The 20,735-nt window shown below is 37.8% G+C and carries 15 protein-coding genes; 11 read left to right on the top strand and 4 right to left on the bottom strand.

The genetic code is table 11. The features are described from left to right. The first annotated feature begins 56 nt into the window (after positions 1 to 56). The 5 genes from BXY75_RS01035 to BXY75_RS01015 all read left to right on the top strand — a co-directional run bounded on the left by BXY75_RS01035 (position 57) and on the right by BXY75_RS01015 (position 7,779). Positions 57 to 2,897 carry a WD40/YVTN/BNR-like repeat-containing protein gene (locus tag BXY75_RS01035; protein ID WP_121905846.1) on the top strand — a complete coding sequence of 947 codons (2,841 nt, stop codon included), beginning with the start codon at positions 57 to 59 and terminating at the stop codon, positions 2,895 to 2,897. 36 nt (positions 2,898 to 2,933) lie between these two features. Then, entirely contained in the window at positions 2,934 to 4,136 is a 1,203-nt protein-coding gene (locus tag BXY75_RS01030) for a T9SS type A sorting domain-containing protein (RefSeq protein WP_121905845.1), read from the top strand. Positions 4,137 to 4,330: 194 nt separating this feature from the next. Then, positions 4,331 to 4,996 (top strand): succinate dehydrogenase cytochrome b subunit, encoded by a 666-nt coding sequence (locus BXY75_RS01025; RefSeq protein ID WP_121905844.1) that lies wholly within the window; start codon positions 4,331 to 4,333, stop codon positions 4,994 to 4,996. Positions 4,997 to 5,007: 11 nt separating this feature from the next. After that, positions 5,008 to 7,023: a fumarate reductase/succinate dehydrogenase flavoprotein subunit gene (locus BXY75_RS01020; protein ID WP_121905843.1), complete on the top strand. Its 2,016-nt coding sequence runs from the start codon at positions 5,008 to 5,010 to the stop codon at positions 7,021 to 7,023. A gap of 9 nt (positions 7,024 to 7,032) precedes the next feature. Next, positions 7,033 to 7,779, top strand: coding sequence for a succinate dehydrogenase/fumarate reductase iron-sulfur subunit (locus BXY75_RS01015; protein ID WP_121905842.1), 747 nt, complete (start codon positions 7,033 to 7,035; stop codon positions 7,777 to 7,779). Between the two features lie 3 nt (positions 7,780 to 7,782). On the opposite strand, the gene BXY75_RS01010 is transcribed toward BXY75_RS01015, so the two are convergent. Then, on the bottom strand, positions 7,783 to 10,035 hold the full coding sequence (locus BXY75_RS01010) for a response regulator (protein ID WP_170152826.1): 2,253 nt from the start codon (positions 10,033 to 10,035) through the stop codon (positions 7,783 to 7,785). 104 nt (positions 10,036 to 10,139) lie between these two features. Here BXY75_RS01010 and BXY75_RS01005 point away from each other — a divergent pair, with 104 nt between their 5' ends. The 4 genes from BXY75_RS01005 (at position 10,140) to BXY75_RS00990 (ending at position 15,068) form a co-directional block, all read left to right on the top strand. Continuing rightward, complete coding sequence (locus tag BXY75_RS01005) at positions 10,140 to 11,279, top strand: methionine aminotransferase (protein WP_121905840.1); 1,140 nt, start codon at positions 10,140 to 10,142, stop codon at positions 11,277 to 11,279. A gap of 125 nt (positions 11,280 to 11,404) precedes the next feature. Continuing rightward, positions 11,405 to 13,660 carry a catalase/peroxidase HPI gene (katG, locus tag BXY75_RS01000; protein WP_121905839.1) on the top strand — a complete coding sequence of 752 codons (2,256 nt, stop codon included), beginning with the start codon at positions 11,405 to 11,407 and terminating at the stop codon, positions 13,658 to 13,660. A 97-nt stretch (positions 13,661 to 13,757) separates the two neighbouring features. Further along, positions 13,758 to 14,228 (top strand): ankyrin repeat domain-containing protein, encoded by a 471-nt coding sequence (locus tag BXY75_RS00995; protein ID WP_121905838.1) that lies wholly within the window; start codon positions 13,758 to 13,760, stop codon positions 14,226 to 14,228. Between the two features lie 63 nt (positions 14,229 to 14,291). Beyond that, positions 14,292 to 15,068, top strand: coding sequence for an amidohydrolase (locus tag BXY75_RS00990; RefSeq protein WP_121905837.1), 777 nt, complete (start codon positions 14,292 to 14,294; stop codon positions 15,066 to 15,068). On the opposite strand, the gene BXY75_RS00985 is transcribed toward BXY75_RS00990, so the two are convergent. Together BXY75_RS00985 and BXY75_RS00980 are read right to left on the bottom strand one after the other, a co-directional pair. Then, entirely contained in the window at positions 15,055 to 16,659 is a 1,605-nt protein-coding gene (locus BXY75_RS00985) for an Ig-like domain-containing protein (protein ID WP_121905836.1), read from the bottom strand. The two genes, BXY75_RS00990 and BXY75_RS00985, sit on opposite strands and share 14 nt — an antisense overlap. A gap of 66 nt (positions 16,660 to 16,725) precedes the next feature. Continuing rightward, positions 16,726 to 17,388, bottom strand: coding sequence for a ComF family protein (locus BXY75_RS00980; RefSeq protein WP_121905835.1), 663 nt, complete (start codon positions 17,386 to 17,388; stop codon positions 16,726 to 16,728). A gap of 88 nt (positions 17,389 to 17,476) precedes the next feature. Here BXY75_RS00980 and BXY75_RS00975 point away from each other — a divergent pair, with 88 nt between their 5' ends. Together BXY75_RS00975 and BXY75_RS00970 are read left to right on the top strand one after the other, a co-directional pair. Next, positions 17,477 to 18,355: a hypothetical protein gene (locus BXY75_RS00975; protein ID WP_121905834.1), complete on the top strand. Its 879-nt coding sequence runs from the start codon at positions 17,477 to 17,479 to the stop codon at positions 18,353 to 18,355. 141 nt (positions 18,356 to 18,496) lie between these two features. Further along, positions 18,497 to 20,032: a glycine--tRNA ligase gene (locus BXY75_RS00970; RefSeq protein WP_121905833.1), complete on the top strand. Its 1,536-nt coding sequence runs from the start codon at positions 18,497 to 18,499 to the stop codon at positions 20,030 to 20,032. A gap of 163 nt (positions 20,033 to 20,195) precedes the next feature. Here BXY75_RS00970 and BXY75_RS00965 read toward each other — a convergent pair whose 3' ends face one another. Continuing rightward, entirely contained in the window at positions 20,196 to 20,672 is a 477-nt protein-coding gene (locus BXY75_RS00965; protein ID WP_147437210.1) for a hypothetical protein, read from the bottom strand. Between the last annotated feature and the right edge of the window lie 63 nt (positions 20,673 to 20,735).

Here is a 20,735-nt window from a genome sequence, read left to right as displayed (position 1 = left end):
AAAGTTTTGCCTATCCCGTTGCATTTAAGTAATTTCCTCATTTTAATCCTTAGCTTATGAAAAGTTTACTCCTGGCATTTTTCAGTATTTGTACAATTTCAGTTTTTTCACAACAACCTGCTACTACGACAGCCGAAATCGTCGAAAGTCTTCAGAAAAAAGAAATACTTACAAAAACTTCACTTGTAAAAAACCTGCCTTTTAAAAATATTGGGCCCACTATTATGAGTGGTCGCGTTGTAGGTTTCGCCGTGAATCCTCAAAATCCGGTCGAGTTTTATGTTGGTTATGCCAGTGGCGGAGTTTGGCATACCGAAAATAATGGAACCACTTTTAAGCCGATTTTGGATAGTAGCCCGACTCAAAATGTTGGATGTCTTGTGATGGATTGGAAAACGAAAACCTTATGGGTAGGAACTGGTGAGGTAAATGCTTCACGTTCTTCTTACGCCGGAATCGGACTTCTGAAATCAACAGATAATGGAGAGTCTTGGGGAAATATGGGGCTCACAGATTCACATCATATTAGTAGTATTTTAATCAATCCAGTTAATTCTGATGAGATAGTTGTAAGTGCTGTTGGGCATTTGTATTCAACAAATTCGGAACGAGGTGTTTTCAAAAGTACCGATGGGGGAAAAACCTGGAACAAAACATTATTTGTCGATCAACAGTCAGGAATTATTGAAATGGTTAGTGACCCCAATAACTTTAACCTAATGTATGCTTCTTCATGGGATAAAGATAGAAAGGCATGGAATTTTAGGGGCGATGGTTCCGGAAGTGCTATTTTTAAAAGTACTAATGGCGGAAATACATGGGATAAAGTCTCTGTGGAAGGAAGTGGTTTCCCATCAGGAGGAGGTGCCGGAAGAATTGGACTTGCCGTCTATGATGAAAACACTGTTTATGCTATCATTGATAATCAGAATAGAAGAAAAGATGAAACTCCAAATACCGACGACGACGGACTTACAAAAGAGCAGTTTAAAACGATGTCTTCTTCTCAGTTCTTGGAGCTCGATAATAAAAAATTAGACCAATATCTTCTGAATAATGGCTTTCAGGAAAAATACAAAGCCGAAAATGTAAAACAAATGGTGCGAAGCGGAAACGTTCAGCCAATTGATCTTGCCAAATACCTTGAAGATGCCAATACTATGTTATTCGATACGCCTGTGGTGGGCGCAGAGGTATATAAAAGTACAGATGGCGGTATAAGTTGGTCTAAAACACATACTGGTTATTTGGATGATATCTATTATTCTTATGGTTATTACTTCGGAAAAATTCACGTTGCGCCTCAGGAACGGAACAACATTTATATCTATGGTGTGCCAATTTTAAAATCGAAAGACGGCGGAAAAACTTTTACTTCTATCAGTGCAGAAAATGTACATGTAGATCATCACGCTTTATGGATCAATCCGAAGCTACCGGGACATCTTATCAATGGAAATGATGGAGGTGTAAATATCACTTACGACGACGGTGACAATTGGATAAAAAACAATGCTCCATCTGTTGGGCAGTTCTACGCTGTGAATGTAGATAATGAAACTCCCTATAATGTATATGGTGGTTTGCAGGACAATGGTGTTTGGGTAGGAGCTCACAATTCTGAAGATGATAAAGGTTGGTTACAAAACGGAAATTATCCTTTTAAATTCATCATGGGTGGTGACGGAATGCAAGTGGAAATCGATAACCGAAATTCAAACATTGTTTATACCGGGTTTCAATTCGGAAATTATTACCGTCTCAATCGTGAAACTGAGGAAAGCACCAATATCCAACCTAAACATGAGTTAGGTGAAAGTCCATACCGATTTAACTGGCAGACGCCTATTTTATTGAGTTCACATAATCAAGATATCTTGTATCTCGGAGGAAACAAACTGATGCGTAGTATGGACAAGGGAGATAATTGGCAAGCGATTTCAGATGATATTACAAAAGGCGGTAAACCAGGAAATGTTGCTTATGGCACTTTAACTTGTATTAGCGAATCGAAATTTCAATTCGGATTACTCTATGCCGGTAGTGATGATGGGATGATTCATGTGTCGAAAAACAGTGGTGGCAGCTGGACAAATATTTCGGGGAGTCTGCCGGCAGATTTGTGGGTAAGTAGAATAGTCGCATCCACGCATAAAAAAGAACGTGTATACTCAACTTTAAACGGCTATCGTTGGGATAATTTTAAACCCTATGTTTATGTAAGTGAATCCTATGGTGCGAGTTGGAAGGATATAAGTAATAATTTACCTGCATCACCGGTTAATGTGATAAAAGAAGATCCTGTAAACGAAAATGTGTTGTATTTAGGAACAGACAATGGAGCTTATGTTTCATTCAATAGAGGTGAAAGCTGGGAGGCCTTTTCTAAAGGTTTGCCAAATGTGGCTGTACATGATCTTGTGGTTCAAAAAGATGCTAAAGATCTTGTTTTGGGAACTCATGGAAGATCGATTTATATTGCAGACATTTTATTATTACAGGAAATGGATACTTCAAAAATGAACGGGCTAATACTAGCTGATATAGAAGATGTGACTGCATCGAGACGATGGGGAGATAGATTTAGTCAATGGAGCGAGTATAATGAGCCTTCGGTAATGCTTCAGTTTTATTCCCCTCAAGATGGAGAAGGAACTGTTTCAGTAGAAACTAAAGACGGAAAACAACTGCAACTATTAACGGTAAATGCTTCTAAAGGAGTTAATGTATTCGAATACGACGCTCATATTTCAGAAAAAGGAATAAAACAATTGAAGAAGGAAGACTTGAAAATTAGAAAAAGCAATAATGGAAAAACGTATCTCCCTGTAGGAGAATACATAATAAAGGTGAAAATTAATTCAATGGAAGTAAAGAAAGTGTTTTCAATAAAATAATTTACTATATTTAAGTTCTTTAACTAAAAAACTTATATGATGAAAAAATTACAATTAGTTTTTGGGATATTAATAGTGTCTCTCATGTCATTTCAATCGATGGCTCAAGAAAGAAGTATCGATACTTTATTGGAAGAATTAAAAGGTTTATCCAACACCCCGCTTTCGGAAGCCGAGGTTATTAGACAAAACTTTAACCAAAGTGAAGCCGCTATTCTGAACGATTATATTGCAAATCAGATGGCGACATCTCAGACTGGAACGAATTCCGGAAGATTGGTTAGTGAATATTATGTTTTAAATCTTAGAGCCTCTGCCAATGATTTTGGAACATTAGATGCCACTCCACCTTTTGCAGGAATTAACACCATATTTGCACCCCTTTCGGTGTCTATTTTTGCGGATGACTTCGATGAGAATGGAGTTTTATATGCATTGTCTTTTGAGAACGACAGTGGTGGAACTGCAACTAGAAGAGAATTGGTAACTGTAGATATTACTGATGGAACCGTTACAGTGGTTGGAGATATTTTAGCCGACATAGCCGGTGCAACACCTACAGGCTTAGCATTCGATTTTACGACTAATACCATGTATGCAACAGCAGCAAATGTTTTGTATAGTGTGGATGTTACGGCTGGGACTGTTACGCCAATTGGAACTATGTCTACCGCAACCAGTATTTGGCTAGTTATCGACAACGATGGTAATGCTTTTGTGGCCGATATTAGCGATGATACCTTTCATTCTGTTGATTTAACTACAGGTCTTTCCACCCTTATTGGAGCTTTAGGGCTTGACATTAGTTTTGCTCAAGAAGCAACTGTAGATCCTGACACAAATGAGATAATTATGGCAGCTTACACCGGAGGTGGTACTGGAGGAATTCATAGTGTAGATAAAACAACCGGATTGGCAACTTTAATAGGAGATACAACGCCACTAAATGCTGAATTTGGCATGTTCTCTGCTGCAGGTGTTCCTATTCTTAGTGTAGATACTTTTAACAGCACAGATTTTTCTTTATATCCAAACCCAGCCTCTAGAGGAACTGTTTTTATTGAAACTGCTACTCAAGGAGCTAAACAAGTAACTGTCTTTGATATATTAGGAAAAACTGTTATTTCCGCTACTATAGAAGGTTCTGAATTAAACATTTCTTCATTACAAGAAGGTGTGTACATGGTTCAAGTAACTCAAAATAATGCAACTGCTACTAAAAAGTTGATCGTAAAATAAACGACATTAATTCTAGTTTAGATTAAAAGCCATCCGCCCAAGGCGGATGGCTTTTTTAATTTAGCTGAAGCTATTTTTGTAAACTACCTTATTAACTTATTATTAATCTAAATAACGAGATATAAAGATTATTTTTTGGCAAACGTTTAATAGAGCCGTATTTTTGTTAATATTAAATTTTGATATAAAACATAATGGGAATACTATCCTCTTCAATTGCCAGAAAAGTCGCAATGGCGCTTTCGGGCTTGTTTCTTGTATTTTTTCTGGGTCAGCATTTTGTCATCAATTTAACTTCGGTCATTGCATCAGACACTTTTAATAGTTGGTCTCATTTTATGGGTACCAATGGGCTTGTTCAAGGAATATTACAGCCTGTTCTTATTTTTGGAGTGATTTTTCACTTTGTGATGGGCCTTGTTCTCGAGATTAGAAACCGAAATGCCAGAGCGATTAACTATAAATCTTATAACGGAAGCGCAAATTCCAGCTGGGCATCGCGAAATATGATTATTTCCGGCCTTGTGATCCTTGCCTTTTTAGGACTCCACTTTTACGATTTCTGGGTGCCTGAAATTATGTACAAGTATATAGAGTCTAATCCTGAGGACGCAACACGATATTTTCCAGAGGTAGTTCATAAATTTGAAAGTCCGGTAAGAACAGGTCTTTACGTGATTGCCTTTGTGTTACTTATGCTTCACCTTTGGCATGGCTTCGCATCCTCCTTTCAGAGCGTTGGATTCAACAATAAGTATTCGAAAGCCTTAACAGGATTCGCAAAAGTATATGCGATAGTAATTCCTCTTGGATTTATTTTTATTGCAGTTTATCACCATTTCAATCAATTACACCACTAAAAGCATTAGCTATGTCGATATTAGATTCTAAAACACCTAAAGGACCCTTAGCCGATAAGTGGACAAATTATAAAAACGAAATTAACCTTGTCAATCCTGCCAACAAACGAAACATCGATGTTATCGTTGTAGGAACTGGATTAGCAGGTGGAAGTGCCGCCGCAACTTTGGCAGAACTTGGTTATAACGTAAAGGCTTACTGCTATCAGGATTCTCCACGCCGTGCGCACTCTATTGCAGCTCAAGGAGGAATTAACGCAGCGAAGAACTATCAGGGGGATGGAGATTCGACGTATCGATTATTTTACGACACTGTAAAAGGAGGAGATTACCGCTCACGCGAGTCTAACGTTTATCGTTTGGCTGAGGTTTCTGCTAATATCATTGATCAATGTGTAGCACAAGGTGTTCCTTTTGCACGTGATTATGGTGGTTTATTAGACAATCGATCGTTTGGAGGGGTGCTAGTATCCCGTACCTTTTATGCAAAAGGACAAACAGGACAACAGTTATTACTTGGAGCATATTCGGCAATGAATCGTCAGATCGCTCGTGGAAAAATCGAGATGTTTAATCGTCACGAAATGTTGGATGTTGTAAAAGTAGATGGAAAAGCTCGTGGAATTATCGCTCGTAATTTAATTACCGGTGAGATTGAACGTCACTCTGCACACGCAGTGGTGATTGCTTCCGGCGGATATGGAAACGTTTATTATCTATCGACAAATGCGATGGGGTCTAATGCCACTGCTGCTTGGAAAATTCATAAAAAAGGTGCATTTTTCGCCAACCCATGTTATACGCAGATTCACCCGACATGTATTCCAAGATCGGGCGATTATCAGTCTAAACTTACATTGATGTCTGAATCGCTTCGGAATGATGGTCGCATCTGGGTGCCTAAGAATATGGACGATGTAATGGCAATACGAGAAGGAAAACTAAAGCCTACGGAAATCGCTGAAGAAAATAGAGATTATTATTTAGAGCGTCGTTATCCTGCCTTCGGAAACCTGGTGCCTCGTGATGTTGCTTCACGCGCTGCGAAGGAACGTTGTGATGCCGGCTATGGAGTAAATGCTACCGGAGAAGCCGTGTATTTAGATTTCAAATCTGCGATTCAGAGGTACGGAAAGGAGCAAGCAAAATTACATAATGTTGAAAATGCTTCCGAAGCAAAAATAATAGAGCTTGGAGCAGACATAGTAAAAGAAAAGTATGGTAACCTATTCCAGATGTACGAGAAAATCGTAGATCAGGATCCTTATAAAACACCAATGATGATTTATCCGGCAACTCATTATACGATGGGTGGCGTTTGGGTAGATTACAACTTAATGACTACTGTTGAGGGATTGTATTGTATTGGAGAGGCAAACTTCTCAGACCATGGAGCGAACAGATTGGGAGCTTCTGCGTTGATGCAAGGCCTGGCAGATGGTTATTTTGTATTGCCATATACTATCGGGGATTATCTGTCGCATGATATTAGAACCGGTAAAATTTCAACGAATACTCCTGAATTTGATGCTGCCGAAAAGGAGGTGAAAGATCGCATTGATTTCTTTGTAAATAATAAAGGAGAGCATTCTGTGGATTACTACCATAAGAAGCTTGGAAAAATAATGTGGGAAAAGGTAGGAATGGCAAGAAATGCTAAAGGGCTTACCGAAGCCATGTCTGAAATAAAAGCACTTCGTGAAGATTTCTGGAAAAATGTGAAAGTTCCGGGAGATGCAAATGAGTTTAATCCTGAGCTTGAGAAAGCAGGTCGTGTAGCAGATTTCTTAGAATTAGGCGAGTTATTCGCGAAAGATGCATTGAATAGAGAAGAATCTGCGGGAGGACATTTTAGAGAGGAATCTGTAGAATTGGATGGTGAACAAAAAGGTGAAGCCAAACGTAATGATGAAGATTTCGCATTTGTTTCTGCCTGGGAGTATAAAGGAGAACCCGGAGATGCTGTACTTCATAAGGAGCAATTAGAATTTAAAGATATTGAGTTAAAACAACGTTCGTATAAATAAGAAGACATTATGAATTTAACGTTAAAAATTTGGAGACAGAAAGACGGACGATCGAAAGGTCAGATGGTCTCGTATAAGGTATCTGAAATTTCAGAACATATGTCTTTTTTAGAAATGATGGACGTCTTGAACGAACAATTGGTTAATTCCGGTGATGAACCGGTTGCTTTCGATCATGATTGCCGTGAAGGAATTTGTGGAATGTGTTCCATGCAGATCAATGGAGAACCTCATGGACCGGATCGTGGAGTGACGACTTGTCAACTGCACATGAGAATGTTTAAAGATGGAGATACTATTACTATTGAACCATTTAGAGCAAAAGCTTTTCCAGTAATTAAGGATTTAGTGGTTGATAGAACTGCTTTCGAGAGAATTCAGCACGCGGGAGGATTTATCTCCGTGAATACATCTGGTAATACTCAGGATGCGAATGCGATTCCTATCGACAAACATGTGGCCGATCACGCTATGGATGCCGCTACTTGTATTGGTTGTGGAGCCTGTGTTGCTGCCTGTAAAAATGCATCAGCAATGTTGTTTGTTGGAGCTAAGGTTTCTCAATATGCCTTGTTACCTCAAGGTCAGGTTGAAGCCACAGAGCGTGTTTTAAGTATGGTAGCACAAATGGATAAGGAAGGCTTCGGAAACTGTACCAATACCGGTGCTTGTGAAATCGAATGTCCTAAGGGGATTTCCCTGGAAAATATTGCCCGAATGAACAGAGAATATCTGAAGGCTAGTCTTAAAGGATAATTTCTAAACAGCTCTTAGATTCGAACTCTTTCTGGATGATCCTGGATCATCCATGGCAATGTGTTTTAATATTGTCTGTACGAACTTTGAAATATCATAGGGCTTTACAATAATATCATTCATTCCCGATTCGTAAATTTTAAAACGCATTTCTTCTACTTCCACAGCCGTTAGTGCGACAATTGGAATCTTTTTGTCGAAGGCACGAATTTCTTTGGTAGCCTGCATTCCGTTTTTTACGGGCATGTTAATATCCATTAAAATAAGATCGTATTCGTTTTCTCGAGCCTTACAAACCGCCTCTTCTCCATTTTGTGCAATATCACAAATCACCTTATTTTTCTCAAGGATTTTTTTGGTTACCGTTTGGTTAATTCGATTGTCATCTACGATAAGAATGTTTTTATTGATCAATAAAGAAGCATCTGTAATTATAATCTCTTTTTTCTCTTCAATTTGTTGTATTGCTTCAAATAAAAGTGTGAATGAGAACATAGATCCTTCACCAAATTCACTTTCCAAAGAAACAGATGAATTAGATAAAGCAAGTAGTTTTTTAACAATAGGCAATCCTAAGCCGGTACCTTGGTACTTATAGTTAATAGAATCAGCCTGAGAAAATTCTTCAAAAACGCTTTCTTGTTTATCGGCCGGGATACCAATTCCTGTATCTTTTATGTAGAATTTAATAGCGGTGACCATCTCAGTAACTTCGGTAGTTTCAGCTATAATATAGATATCACCATTCTCGGTAAATTTACAAGCATTTCCAATAAGGTTCATTAATATTTGTGACAATCGCACTGAGTTTCCTCTAATAAACTGCGGAATATTATCAGATATATGTATGTGTATTTTATTCTTATTCTGAAGGCGCATGTACTCAAAAGAGGAAGAGATTGTTTTTATTAGTTCTCTCAAATTGAATGATGTTTGTTCATCTTCTAAATTGTTAGAGTCAATCTTATTGATCTGAAGCACGTCATTAATCAAGGCTAATAGATAATCTGCCGAGAATTTTAGCGATTTAAGATCGCTCTCGTGTTTCTTTAAAGTCTTATCTTCTAATAAAATAGTGCTTAAACCAATCACACCATATAATGGGGTTCTAAGCTCATGACTAACAGTGGAGAAAAATTTACTCTTTGCCTTTGCCAGTTTTTCAGATTTTTCTTTTGCCTTTAAGTACTCTTTATTCTTAAGTTTCAATTCACTTACAAGAGATTTTCTATTTCTATATGCTAAGAATAATGCGACAAACAGCACCAAGAAACAGGCAGTTACTATAAGAAGAAAAGTGTTTAGCTTACTTTTATTTTCAACTATTTCCGACTGTAACTGATTTTGTAATTCGGCTGCTTGAACATCTTTTCTGTATTCGGCTACTTGAAGTTTCGCTGTGAGCGTTTCGGTTTCCAAAAGCCGTACATCCTCATTATTAACCTGTCTGTACATTTCGTACATCGTTTGAGCAATAGCCGCTTCTTCAAATTTCCCTTGTCTTAATAAACTCTTATTGTATTCTTCATATGCACGTTGTAATTCGACCGATAGATTGGCTTTTTCTGCTTCCCTTATTGCCTTCATGAAATAAGTGTCGGCCATTTCAAAATTATCTTTTTGTGCATAATAAATTCCAGTGTAAAAATCTAAACCTACACTCAAAGCGCTATTTTCGTCGAATTTATTAAGTTTTCGTGCTTTTAATATATGTAAGTAAGCTCTTCTATAATCCTTCATTTTAATTGAAGAAAGAACTGTTTTATAATGGGCTTTAGCGAGACCTTCAAGATCATTCGATAGTTCAAAAAGTTCTATAGATTCTTCATGATATATAAATGCTTTTTCAAGGGCGTTATTTTCAGAATATATGCTGGCCAAATCCATGTAAGAATATGCCATCGCACGGGCATCATTAGCTTGTTCGGCGAATATTTTAGATTTTTCAAAACTCTCCCGGGCAAGAATCGTGTCATTCATGGCCCAATAATTGGCTCCGAGTAATCGATATCCTTCATGAATATAAAGAGGGTTTTCAGAAGCAAAAGCCTTTAAAAGCAAGTCAATATTCAATTCTAATGATCGCTTGTAATTCCCTTGTGCATGATATACATTTGATGAATCAAGCATCGTCGTGAAATAGGCAGAAATATCCTTTTCATCAATGTCTATTTGGGTATCAACGAATAGTGTGTTCTGAGCAGTTAGCCCGAAACAAAAACTAAAAAACAAGAAGAAATTATATAATTTCGTCATTGGGTCGGTAAATTTGGTTAGAGCTAAGATACACATTTTTACGTAATTGGCTCGAAAATCGGACTTTTTTGGACTTAAACGATAAAAAACATTAAAATTGTAAGATGAAGGCTACAAATACAAACAATATTAAGGAAAGTATATTTACAGTAATGAGTAAAATGGCCACTAAATATGAGGCAATTAACCTGTCGCAAGGCTTTCCAAATTTTGATAGTGATCCAGATCTTATAAATTTGGTAGAAGCTGCCATGCGAAATGGACATAATCAATATGCTCCAATGGCAGGCGATTTTGAACTACGAACTCAAATTTCCTTAAAAATAGAACTTCTTTATAAGAAAATTTTCAAAGCAGAAACGGAAATCACAATAACTGCCGGAGCGACGCAAGCCATATTTACTGCCATTGCGGCTACTATTCACAAAAATGATGAGGTTATAATATTCACACCGGCCTATGATTGCTATGAACCTACAATTCGCCTTTTTGGTGGCATTTCTGTGCCAATTCAGTTGCGTCCTCCCGGGTATCACGTTGATTGGGCAGAAGTGGAAGGCAAGATAACCTCCAAAACTCGAATGATTATTATTAACTCTCCACACAACCCAAGTGGGATGATTTTTTCTGAAAAGGATATGCTTCAGTTGGAGGCTATTGCAGAAAAACATGATCTTTTGGTTATTAGTGATGAAGTCTATGAACATATTGTTTTTGACGGCTTACAGCATTATAGTGCGGCTAAGTTTCCGAAGCTATCACAACGTACTTTTATAATTGCCTCCTTCGGAAAAACTTTTCACAACACCGGATGGAAGCTTGGCTATTGTGTTGCTTCCGAAGCACTTATGAAAAAGTTTCAAATGGTGCATCAGTTTAATGTGTTTTGTGTTAACCATCCAATGCAAAAGGCTTTGGCGACGTATCTGAAAACCCCTGAGAATTATTTGAATTTAGGCGCATTCTATCAGCAAAAACGCAATTATTTTTTATCTCTTCTGAAAGACTCACGCTTTGGGATAATTCCATCAAGCGGAACTTATTTTCAACTATTAGATTATTCCGAAATATCTGATGAAGGAGATATTGCTTTTACTGAAAGACTGACCAAAGAATATAAAATTGCAACGATACCTACTTCAGTATTTAATAAAGAAGGAGCAGATTTTAAACAAATAAGAGTGTGTTTTGCCAAAACTGAAGCCACACTGGAAGCTGCTGCTAAAATCTTAAAATCTATTTAAAAGAGTTTCGCTTGGTTCCCGTTATAGACTTTATCAATTTAATAATTATTAGATACGATCGAAAAGCTGTGCTCGAACGTTTTTAATTGGTAAATTTATACATACCTCATAAAAATCAAATAACTATGGATACGAATAAAAATAATTCTACTAACAATAACGGTGAAGCTTGGGATATAAATGAAAGTGATGCTAGTAAGTGTCCATATTTTGGTGGAGTTCAAAATCAAACCGCAGGGGGAGGACCATCGAATAGAGAATGGTGGCCTAATAAACTCAATTTAAGCGTTTTACGTCAACACTCCGCGAAATCTAAACCGATAGATGAGGATTTCGATTACGCTGAAGAATTTAAAAGTCTTGATTATAATGCACTTAAAAAAGATTTGATTGCACTTATGACAGATTCTCAGGATTGGTGGCCGGCAGATTATGGTCATTATGGAGGTTTGTTTATTAGAATGGCCTGGCATAGTGCAGGTACATATCGTGTTACCGATGGTCGCGGTGGTGGAAATACAGGTAATCAACGTTTTGCACCTATCAATAGTTGGCCGGACAACGGAAATCTCGACAAAGCACGATTGTTGTTATGGCCAATAAAACAGAAATATGGAAAAAAAATATCCTGGGCAGATCTTTTAATTTTAGCCGGAAACTGTGCTTTGGAATCTATGGGTTTCAAAACTTTTGGTTTTGCCGGTGGACGAGAAGACATCTGGGAACCTGAACAAGATATTTATTGGGGATCCGAAACCGAATGGATGGGTAATAAAGAACGATATGAAAATTCGGGAGAGCTTGAAAAACCGCTTGGTGCAGCACATATGGGATTAATATATGTTAATCCCGAAGGTCCAAACGGGGAACCGGATGTACTAGGATCGGGTCATGATATTAGAGAAACATTTGGTCGTATGGCAATGAATGATGAAGAAACTGTGGCTTTGATTGCCGGCGGACATACCTTCGGAAAAGCGCACGGAGCCGGAGATACTGAACTAGTAGGAGTTGAACCAGAAGGCGGAAATATAGAAGCACAAGGGCAAGGATGGCTAAATACCTATAATACAGGTAAAGGTGATGATACAACAACAAGTGGTCTAGAAGGTGCATGGACACCAAACCCAATTAAATGGGATCATGACTATTTTAAAGTCCTATTTGATTACGAATGGGAATTGACTAAAAGTCCGGCAGGGGCACATCAATGGCGTCCAACCGATGCTTCGAATGCTAAAAAAGCTCCGATGGCCCACGATTCATCTAAAACTCAGGATTTAATGATGTCTACCGCAGATATGGCATTGAAAATGGATCCGATTTACAACAAGATCTCAAAACACTTTTTAGATAATCCTGTAGAATTTGAAGATGCATTTGCGCGATCATGGTACAAATTAACGCATCGTGATATGGGTCCTATTTCGAGATATCTCGGACCTGAAGTCCCGCAAGAAGAATTATTATGGCAAGATCCAATACCTGAAGTATCCTACGAATTAGTCGATGCTTCAGATATAAAAGAACTAAAGAGAAGATTACTCGCTTCAGGATTAAGTATTTCACAATTAGTGAGGACTGCTTGGGCATCTGCTTCATCATTTAGAGGGTCAGATATGCGAGGAGGAGCGAACGGAGCTCGTATTCGATTAGCGCCTCAAAAAGATTGGGAAGTGAATAATCCGGCCGAACTTTCAAATGTTTTAAACTTGTTAGAAGGTGTACAAAAGGAATTTAACAACTCTCAGACAGCTAATAAAGCAGTTTCATTAGCAGATCTAATTGTTTTAGGAGGGGCAGTTGCTATTGAGCAAGCGGCGAAAAATGCCGGACATACTGTAGAAGTACCTTTTACCGCGGGCAGAGCTGACGCATCTCAAGATAAAACGGATGTAGAGTCGTTTGCACACCTGGAACCTGTTGCCGATGGTTTTAGAAATTATCTTGGAAAGAATCAAATTGCATCTTCCGAAGAACTGTTAGTGGATAAAGCACAATTACTTACGCTGTCAATCCCGGAAATGACTGTTCTAGTAGGAGGAATGCGAAGTCTGAATGCTAATTACGATGCATCGAAGCATGGGGTTTTCACTAGTAACCCGGAGTCGCTATCTAACGACTTTTTTATAAATTTACTAGACTTAGGTACAACGTGGAGAGCATCGACTGATGATGATTCTATCTTTGAAGGTCGTAATCGAAAAACAGGCGATTTAAAGTGGAAAGCAACACGAGCGGATTTAATATTTGGTTCGAATTCTGAACTACGTGCCATTGCAGAGCTATACGCTTCGCAGGATGCAAAATCTCAGTTTGTTCAAAATTTTATAGCAGCCTGGGTCAAAGTAATGAACCTCGATCGATTCGATCTGAATTAATTTACAGGACTCCCCAGCATAGTTTGGAAATATTTCCATACTAATCTTCAAAGCAACATACCATATATGTTGCTTTGATTTTTTATATTTAACTATTATGAAAGATCAACTTTTTACTGCAATACGATCTGAAGATCCTACTAAAGTGGAGGCCGTACTCCGCCAATCTCCCGAACTAGTTACTATAAAAGATGCTAGAGGGTCAACGCCATTATTATTGGCTACCTATTATGGTTTCGAAGCCATCACTAAAATAATTCTGGGATACCCACAAAATATCGACACACAAGATGCATCCGGCAATACAGCCTTGATGGGCGTCTGTTTTAAAGGATACAATTCTATTGTGAAATTGTTGATTGAGAACGGAGCAAATGTAAATGCTACCAACTATAATGGGGCAACCGCACTTATTTTTGCCGCAACTTTTGGCAGGAAAGATATCGTAAATTTACTTCTGGAATGTGGTGCAGATCCATCTTTGGCAGACGACAAAGGTTTGGTAGCTAAAGACCATGCAAAGATGCAGGGGGTAAATGAAATTATAGCAATTCTAGAACAACATTAAGAATTCTAAGTATATAATGAAATTCAAATAGAATCCTGAGCTTTATATCGAAACAAATTACAAATGGACAATCTTAAAGTAAGTATCATTCAATCACATCTTCATTGGGAGAACGCTGTGGCGAATCGGGCTAGTCTTTCAGAAAAAATTGAAAACATTTCTGATGATACCAATCTCATTGTGCTTCCGGAAATGTTTACCACCGGATTTTCAATGAATGCCGAAATGCTTTCCGAAGAGAAAGAGGGAGAAACTGTGCAATGGATGCTTTCCGAAGCTAAAAAGAAAAATGCCGCGATCATAGGAAGTCTTATCATAAAAGATCAAGGTAAATTCTACAACCGACTGTATTTTGTCCTGCCCGACGGAGATTATAAATATTATGATAAACGTCACACTTTTACTTTGGCTGGCGAGCATAACACTTTTACTGCAGGTGACAAACACCTAATTGTCAATTATAAAGGGTGGAAAATTTGTCCGTTGATTTGCTACGACCTCCGATTTCCGGTTTGGGCGCGAAATACTCAGGAGTATGATGTGTTAATATATGTTGCAAATTGGCCTGACAAACGAATCGCTGCCTGGGATGCACTTCTAAGAGCACGGGCGATTGAAAATATGGCGTATTGTGTAGGTGTAAATAGGGTGGGACTCGATGGAAATGGTCATGCATATACTGGACATTCTGCGATATATGATATCTTAGGGGAACAGGTCTCAACCACCGATTTCGAAAGGGAATTTGTCGAAACTATTGAATTAAAAAAGGAACATATCACAAAAAACCGCAAGCATCTTCAGTTTCTCAATGATCGCGATGCTTTTACTCTAGAATAAAGGTTTCATTTAAGCTCCAATTGGCGCGCATTTCAATTTTGGAAGGGTAATATTTAATGCGTTCTGGCGCTATTCGATTTAGAAAGTTACCCGAATCCCATATGCCATTTTCATTAGTGTCGTAAACAATACGAAGGTAATAATATCCCGGATTCAAATAATCGAACAATACAGCATCATTTTCGTTGAGATATTTTTCTGAAACCACCTTAAATTTATCGTCGGTCAATTGGACAATAATCGGCAGTTCTTTTAAATTACTTAAAGTAAGTCCTAAGGTCCCATAATCTGAAACCGTTTTGGTCGTAATTGTGTAATCAAGAGTGTCGTTCTCCTTTCCGAAGAAATCGGTGATGGCGCCCGGTAGCAACTGTACTTTATATCGTTGTTCCATTTGCTTCGGAAAAATTAGCTTAGCAATATTATAAATTGTGTCGATTACTACAGTGGATTCAATAGCAACCGAATCTTTATTTTGCACGGTAATCCTTTCCGAAGCCACCGAAATAATAGGAGTATTCGCGCTTATTTTCAGGGTGTCCTTAGGGGTTAAAACACCGGCATTTATCGCCGATATTTTTAAAGAATCACGAAACATATCCCGCAGTTTTACGGTAAGAGTATCCACTTGATTCTTGGTTTTTGCTAGAAACAGTAAGGAATCGTTGCTAATTGCAGGTTTAAACCAATAATGTAATGTGTCTTTAATTCTGTCTCTGAATACTTTAGCTTCAAAATCTGGCGGCACTTCAGATATAAGTTCAACCGATAGATCATTAGCAGGACCTTCATAACCAAAAATGATCTCATTCTTGTTTAGTTGTTTAGGTCTCGCGATTTTATATTCAACTTGTTCCTTAAAAAGTGTCAAAACATACGAACTGTCTGTTGGAAGAGTTACAATGGATTTTTCGTAAGCAATTTTATCACTTCGCGGCTGAAACGTATAATCGTTATTTTTTTCTTTTAAAGCCAATAAAAGGTAGTCTCCTTCTTTTAAATTAGTGAGTTCGAATGTTCCAATACTGTCCTTTGTAGTCGTGATATACGTAGGTTTTTCTGAAAGCACCAACGAATCCTTAAAAGTATCATTCACTTCATATAACATGACAGTAACCGGCAGTTCTGGTTTAAGAAGTTTAGCATCCACAACAGTTCCTGAAAGTTTTAGACTATCGATATAGCTTCCGGTGGAAATTACGTACTTAAAATATTCGAAGGCATTTCCCTCATTATTGTCAACAATACTGTTTCCGAAGTTAAAGGAATAGGTGGTGTTTTCTTTTAGGGTATCTGAAATTTTTATTTTTAAAATTTTGGAAGCACTTAAGGGTGTAATGCTCGGCTGACTTTTTAGTGGGGGTGATATGATGAGTTCTTTCTGAAGGTCTTTTAATTTTATATATTCGTCGAAATAGATTCGAATTTCGTCCCCTTTAAAATTGATACTGTAATTTTCTGGATTACTTTTAACGATTACGGGAGGGATACTATCGCGTTTTCCACCTGAAGGGGTTCCTTTTTTAGCACAATCCACAAAAGACAGTGAGAATAGAAATAAAATAGGAATATAAAGTAAGCGGTGCTTCATGCCACAAAAGTAATAAGATTTTAGTCAGGATTGATGTCTTTTTATCTTCGGAATTAAAGCTGGAATTTATGCAACCGCAATAGTAGCAATGCTCAGTTTTGTTGAAGGATTTTTAAGCAGTTTTAGAGCACAATTTTCGAGAGTAGCACCAGTGGTTACAATGTCATCTACTAATAAAATGTGTTTTCCAACTAGTTCATCAGCATGTTGAACAGTAAAAATTTCTTCCGAATTAAAACGTGTAAAACGCTGCTTAAAAACCTGAGAACCGGTTTTTGAAACTTTGATAAGGATGTCGTCCCGATAAGGAATTTCTAATGCGTTGGCGATTTCTTTTCCAAAACCCTCAACTTGGTTATAGCCTCTTTTTTTTAGTTTCTGCTTGTGAAGGGGTACCGGAATCACCATATCACAGGATTTATAGTCTTCAATATCAGCGAGTTCATTGCCGAGCCATTTTCCGAAAAAATAGCTTATTTCCTTTTTACCTCGATACTTGAGGTTGTGTAGCAACTCTTGTGTGATTCCTTTTTTCTGAAAATAAATCAAGGCAGTAGCGGCTTCGACTTTAAATCGCCCGTAAAAAATATCTTTCATTCCATGGCTGCCCGTAGTATGGTGTGAAGCTAATGGTAGCTTATGTCTACAGGAAACACAAAGGATGTTTTCCTCTTTAGAAAGGACCATTTTACACCCTTGACAAACCTTAGGAAATAAAAGATTTAACATAATTTAATTTTTTTTATCATTTTATAAACGTTTTATTTTAACACACTTACTACATTAGCTGATTGAAACTAATATAATATAAAATCTCATGGAAGAGAATAATAGTGGAAAATTTAAGATATTAATAGGAATACTGTCTGTATTGTTAATAGGTTTAGGTGTTTATACCGTTTCCTTATATAATGATAGCAAGAATACTGTTTCCGGGCTTGAGCAACAAAAAGCTGATATCGAAACTGAATTGGAATCTTTGATTGCAAATTATGATGAAGTTATTCAGGATAATGAACTAAAAGATAAGGATTTATTAGCTGCAAGAGAGCGTATCGAGATTCTATTGGATTCGGTGAAGAAATCTGAAGCCAACGTAGCTTTAATTGGTCGTTATAAAGCCGAAATAAGCAGATTAAAAAGTGAGCGTAAGATGCTCTTTAAAAGAGCCGATAGCCTTATTGTGGCGAATCAAAGATTGGCACTGGAACGCGATAGTACAACTAATGTACTTACAAAAACCTATAAGGTTGTAGATTCTGTGAACCAAACAAACCTTGCCCTAGCGGAAACTATTAAAAAAGGATCTGCAATTAACGCCACCGATCTAAAAGGCGATGCTGTAATTATTAGAAATAGCGGTAAAATAGTGGATACTAGACGTGCAAGTCGGGCGGATAAAGTAAGAGCTTGTTTTACACTAGCACCTAATTCAATTGCAGAAAAAGGCGATCGAGAATTGTATGTGCAGGTAATAAACCCTGAAAATAATCTATTAGGAGATAAAACATCTATTACATTTGATGAAAAGGAGCTTACTTATAGCGCTTCAACGAATGTTTTTTATGAGAATGACGAACTTGATGTTTGTATACTTGTAAATGCCGATGAAGATGATCTTGTAGGAGGAACTTATACCATCAATGTTTTTGATGGTGCTAAACAGGTTGCAACTTCAACTATGACCTTGAAATAAAAGGAGCTAATCTCGCTTTAATAAGAAGAAAGACACTGTAAAAATGAACTTCCAAATCCGATTAAGGATTTGGAAGTTTTTTTTTACATTTAATTGTATCTCCCTCTTTGGGGGTTGAAGGGCATTCCTTATTTTTGCCGGATGGCAAATAACGAAGATCAATTTAAAAAGGTAATATCACACGCAAAAGAGTACGGGTACATTTTTGGGTCTAGTGAAATTTACGATGGGCTAAGCGCCGTTTACGATTACGGTCAGAACGGGGTAGAGCTTAAAAAGAATATTAGAGAATATTGGTGGCGCAGCATGGTGTATATGCATCAAAACATTGTTGGTCTTGACGCGGCAATATTAATGCACCCAACTACCTGGAAAGCTTCTGGGCACGTAGATGCCTTTAATGATCCACTAATCGATAATAAAGATTCTAAAAAAAGGTTTCGTGCCGATGTGCTGATTGAAGATTATGCCGAAAAAATTCATCAGAAGGCACAAAAAGAAATTGATAAAGCCAAAAAGCGCTTTGGCGAGAGCTTCGACGAAGCACAATTTGTTGCCACAAACGATAGAGTTGTACGATATAAGAAAGAACAAAAGGAGATTCTTGAACGCATGGCGCGATCTCTAGAAGCAGAAGATCTGGCTGATGTAAAAGCACTTATTGAGGAACTTGGAATTGCCGATCCTGATACTGGTTCGAAGAATTGGACAGACGTGCGACAATTCAACCTGATGTTTGGAACTAAACTGGGAGCTTCTGCCGAAAGCGCTACAGATTTATACCTTCGTCCGGAAACGGCCCAAGGTATCTTTGTAAACTTCCTAAATGTTCAAAAGTCGGGTAGAATGAAAATTCCTTTTGGAATCGCTCAAACCGGTAAAGCCTTTCGTAATGAAATCGTAGCAAGACAGTTTATATTTAGAATGCGGGAATTCGAACAAATGGAAATGCAATTTTTCGTCAAGCCGGGCGAGGAAATGAAATGGTACGAATACTGGAAGGAAACCCGTTTAAATTGGCACCATTCTTTAGGTTTAGGAAAAGAAAATTATCGCTTCCACGATCATGAAAAGCTTGCTCACTATGCAAATGCTGCGGCTGATATTGAATTTAATTTCCCATTCGGATTTAAAGAATTAGAAGGAATACACTCCCGTACCGATTTCGATTTAAAGGCGCACGAAGAATTCTCCGGTAAAAAATTACAATTCTTCGATCATGAAACTAATAAGAACTATACACCTTATGTAGTGGAAACATCCATTGGATTAGATCGTATGTTCTTGGCTGTAATGAGTAATTCATTGGAAGAAGAAACGCTGGAAGACGGAAGTACTCGTACTGTACTTAAGTTGCCATCAATTCTTGCGCCAGTTAAGGCAGCTGTTTTGCCATTGGTAAAAAAGGACGGCCTGCCAGAAATCGCAGAAAAAATAATCGAAGATCTTAAATGGGACTACAATGTAACTTATGATGAGAAGGATGCCGTTGGAAGACGTTATCGTCGTCAGGATGCGAATGGGACACCATTTTGTATTACGGTAGATCACCAAACTAAAGAAGATAATACCGTGACCATTCGTTACCGAGATAGTATGGAGCAGGAACGTATCGCTATTGAAGATATCGCTTCAAAAATGGAAGAAACCATTTCGTTTAAAAAATGGCTTTCTTAATAGTAATAGAATAATAAGAGTGTTTAAAAAGTAGATTTTTCTGTCTGTTCGAGCGCAGTCGAGAACTTTTAGTTACTGACTGTCAATGAGGTCTCGTCTCCGCTCGACCTGACAAAACGATAGAATTTACTTTTTAAACACCCTTGTTTTTTAACCGGGGATTTTATAAGTTTATCTCGGTGGTTTGTTGCAAACCAACATACCAATGATCTACCCAGTCACTCCATTCACAATCAGGATTTCCGCCTCCCCCTTGAACACGAACTCTCCATCTTCCTTCTACTTTACCCTCAAGTTCAGCCGATGTAAATTCGACAATAACACCTAGATCTCCTTGAACTAATTCGACGGTTTTAGGATAAATTACATCATCATTTGCTTGCCATTCGATTTCATGGACTATCACCTCAGGTGGGGCTCCTCCATCATAACCTGAATCCCAGGTACACACAACTTTAGATCGATAATGTGGTCCATCAACGAAATTGAGCGTATAATTATCATCACAATAGGCAGGAGTTGAGCCTTTAAAAGACAGGTCGGCTGCTGCGGTTGTATTCATAATTTCTGAGTCCTGAGTACAGGAGCCTAATGCGAACATTGCGAAAGTCGCAACGAGGGTTACTTTTAAGATTTTCATAATAGTTTGTTTAATTGTTTCCTTAAAGATAGTTTCCACTTTAGGTAGATGAAATAGTAAATG

The organism is Ulvibacter antarcticus (assembly GCF_003688405.1).
Lineage (GTDB): Bacteria > Bacteroidota > Bacteroidia > Flavobacteriales > Flavobacteriaceae > Ulvibacter > Ulvibacter antarcticus.
The sequence above is the reverse complement of the archived record's forward strand: the minus strand, read 5'-3'. Positions and strand labels throughout refer to the sequence as shown.

Coding starts and splice junctions, on each gene's coding strand:
- BXY75_RS00975 (WP_121905834.1), top strand. CDS start 17,477: ATGGAAGAGAATAATAGTGGAAAATTTAAGATATTAATAGGAATACTG.
- katG (WP_121905839.1), top strand. CDS start 11,405: ATGGATACGAATAAAAATAATTCTACTAACAATAACGGTGAAGCTTGG.
- BXY75_RS00985 (WP_121905836.1), bottom strand. CDS start 16,659: ATGAAGCACCGCTTACTTTATATTCCTATTTTATTTCTATTCTCACTG.
- BXY75_RS00980 (WP_121905835.1), bottom strand. CDS start 17,388: ATGTTAAATCTTTTATTTCCTAAGGTTTGTCAAGGGTGTAAAATGGTC.
- BXY75_RS01015 (WP_121905842.1), top strand. CDS start 7,033: ATGAATTTAACGTTAAAAATTTGGAGACAGAAAGACGGACGATCGAAA.
- BXY75_RS00990 (WP_121905837.1), top strand. CDS start 14,292: ATGGACAATCTTAAAGTAAGTATCATTCAATCACATCTTCATTGGGAG.
- BXY75_RS00970 (WP_121905833.1), top strand. CDS start 18,497: ATGGCAAATAACGAAGATCAATTTAAAAAGGTAATATCACACGCAAAA.
- BXY75_RS01020 (WP_121905843.1), top strand. CDS start 5,008: ATGTCGATATTAGATTCTAAAACACCTAAAGGACCCTTAGCCGATAAG.
- BXY75_RS01030 (WP_121905845.1), top strand. CDS start 2,934: ATGATGAAAAAATTACAATTAGTTTTTGGGATATTAATAGTGTCTCTC.
- BXY75_RS00965 (WP_147437210.1), bottom strand. CDS start 20,672: ATGAAAATCTTAAAAGTAACCCTCGTTGCGACTTTCGCAATGTTCGCA.
- BXY75_RS00995 (WP_121905838.1), top strand. CDS start 13,758: ATGAAAGATCAACTTTTTACTGCAATACGATCTGAAGATCCTACTAAA.
- BXY75_RS01005 (WP_121905840.1), top strand. CDS start 10,140: ATGAAGGCTACAAATACAAACAATATTAAGGAAAGTATATTTACAGTA.
- BXY75_RS01010 (WP_170152826.1), bottom strand. CDS start 10,035: ATGACGAAATTATATAATTTCTTCTTGTTTTTTAGTTTTTGTTTCGGG.
- BXY75_RS01025 (WP_121905844.1), top strand. CDS start 4,331: ATGGGAATACTATCCTCTTCAATTGCCAGAAAAGTCGCAATGGCGCTT.
- BXY75_RS01035 (WP_121905846.1), top strand. CDS start 57: ATGAAAAGTTTACTCCTGGCATTTTTCAGTATTTGTACAATTTCAGTT.